The sequence below is a fragment of the Arcticibacter svalbardensis MN12-7 genome, from assembly GCF_000403135.1.
Lineage (GTDB): Bacteria > Bacteroidota > Bacteroidia > Sphingobacteriales > Sphingobacteriaceae > Arcticibacter > Arcticibacter svalbardensis.
Genome location: NZ_AQPN01000011.1, coordinates 1 through 2,199 on the forward strand (window position 1 = coordinate 1; position 2,199 = coordinate 2,199).

General features: G+C 34.8%; 1 protein-coding gene and 1 pseudogene. One reads left to right on the top strand and one right to left on the bottom strand.

What is annotated here, in order from left to right; translation table 11 throughout:
- Positions 1-287 precede the first annotated feature (287 nt).
- Positions 288-1,172 (top strand): ROK family protein, encoded by an 885-nt coding sequence (locus tag ADIARSV_RS01470; RefSeq protein ID WP_016193565.1) that lies wholly within the window; start codon positions 288-290, stop codon positions 1,170-1,172.
- A gap of 302 nt (positions 1,173-1,474) precedes the next feature.
- Here ADIARSV_RS01470 and ADIARSV_RS21395 read toward each other — a convergent pair.
- Positions 1,475-2,047 (bottom strand): annotated as a pseudogene (locus ADIARSV_RS21395) (IS4 family transposase); the annotation flags it as partial.
- Positions 2,048-2,199 lie beyond the last annotated feature (152 nt).

The window sequence follows — 2,199 nt, forward strand, 5'->3', positions numbered from 1 at the left end:
TAAATATATTAAATCGGTTTAGTAAGATTCTGTTTTAATTACTTAGTTTTACTGTTTCTCTTTATAAATGAGTGAATGCGGAACTTTAAATTTATTGAGCTGTAAATTAACTTTTGAATTACCGTGTAATAGATTGTGAAGCGTTTTGGGTAAGAATATGAAGCCCCTATGCTTAAAAAATATAAATGACATGGAGATTGTTAAAGCTTGAATTAGAATATAATTCTCCTAATTACCAATAAAAGTACTAAATACCTTAAATTATAAATTATCATATTGGATATAAAATGAATTATCAAGAAGAAAATATTATTGCTGGTGCAGATATTGGGGGCTCTCATATTACCGTTGCATTAGTAAATTTAAAAGACAAATTCTTAGTAAAGAAAAGCACTGTTAGGAAAGATATAAACAGTAAAGGTTCCGAATCTCAAATTCTTGATGGTTGGCTGTCTGCTGTGATAAAAGCCATTGCATTGTATGATGGACAGGTCAAAAAACTGAGCTTTGCAATGCCAGGCCCCTTTGATTATAAAAGGGGAATTTCTTTGATAAAGGGTCTTGATAAATTTGAATCTCTTTATGGTTGTAATATTAAACAGTACTTTGCGGATGCTCTAGGCATCATTCCTGAAAATATATTATTCAGAAATGATGCTGAAGCTTTTCTTCATGGAGAAGTATTCTGCGGAGCTGCCCGTAATTCTAACAAAGTAATAGGACTAACATTAGGAACGGGATTTGGATCTGCGGTAAGTCAGAATGGGGTAACTACCGATCTAAATCTTGGAAGCGAACTTTTTCTGGAAAGTATTGCTGATGACTATTTTACTACCCGATGGTTTATTAAAAGGTTCAAAGAACTTACCGGGCGGCATGTTTCTGGAGTTAAAGAAATTTTAGGTTGTGCGGATGAAACAAATACTTGTTCTATTATTTTTAATGAGTTTTCAACTAATCTTGCATCTTTTTTAACTCCTTATCTTATTAAAGAACAAGTGTTTGATGTGGTTTTAGGTGGTAATATTTCAAAAGCACATCATTTGTTTTTGAAAAATCTTGAAAGTTCAACAGAAAACGAAAATCTATCCGTTAATTTCAAACTGGCAGAGTTAAATGAAGATGCTGCTTTGATCGGTGCAGCAGCAAGTTTTGATGTTTTGGTAATTTGAGCTCGTTTTGTATAGCTCGGATGCGTTTAAAATTCAGTTCCTGCGCAACCAGCAGCTCAATGAACACTTGGCCAGGCAAATGAATGGAGAAGAAAATGTATTTATTGTGGATTCTATTCCCGTTCCAGTCTGTAAATCGTTCGGGAAAAATACTCAAGAATATGCAGGGAAAACTTCGATACAGCGCCTGATAAAGGATATTCTGCGGTTAACAAGGCTTGTATTTTGGATATAAACTTCATCTGGTTACTTCTGTAAAAGGGGTATTCTATTCTATGGACATCAGTAAAGCAAGCGTACACATAGGGGCTTGCTTCCCTTTTGCCCTTCTCCCGGTGAAGGGAAAAACTTACAGGAAGAAAGCTTTTGCCGTCAAAATAACCAGTACCAGCATCCTGTACCCCAGCACATAACGCATGGATACTTGGTCCCATAAACGGCTGATGTTTTCCATTATGGTACCCGATTTGGTCAACAAACTGTCATCAATAACAGCATCCGATGGTCCTGGAGCAGTAGCCGTTCCTTTGGCTAAACAGATTTTTACAAATCGACCAGCGAATCCAAACAGCAGCTTCTCCCATTTCATGCATCTTTTTCATCCGGTAAAAGCTATCCTTACGGGCGGTGAGCGGTGTACTGCTGCTTTGTAAAAGAGAATGCATATTTGTTTTTCCGGTAAAGGGTACAATTAAAAGCATACCCAGTAAATCGGTAATCTTAAACCCTTTTTTCTTAACCGGATCGAGTGATTTGTATATAGATTTAGATTCAAAGAACGATAACCAGTTTAGAAAACGCAATGTTATATTTTCCTTAGAATCAAATTGTATTTTTATTTCAAAAATTCTATTGGTGTCTTTGGAGTGCAGCATGTTTTTTTGTTTTGTGATTTTAATATACTCATTTTGAGTGTGTTATTCAAAAACTGCTGTTTTTTATACACTATATATCCATAAAAGTTTCCTGAGAAGCTTTAGATTATAACAATTGAAAGCTTTTAATTATTTTATCTTGTTAGTCTAAA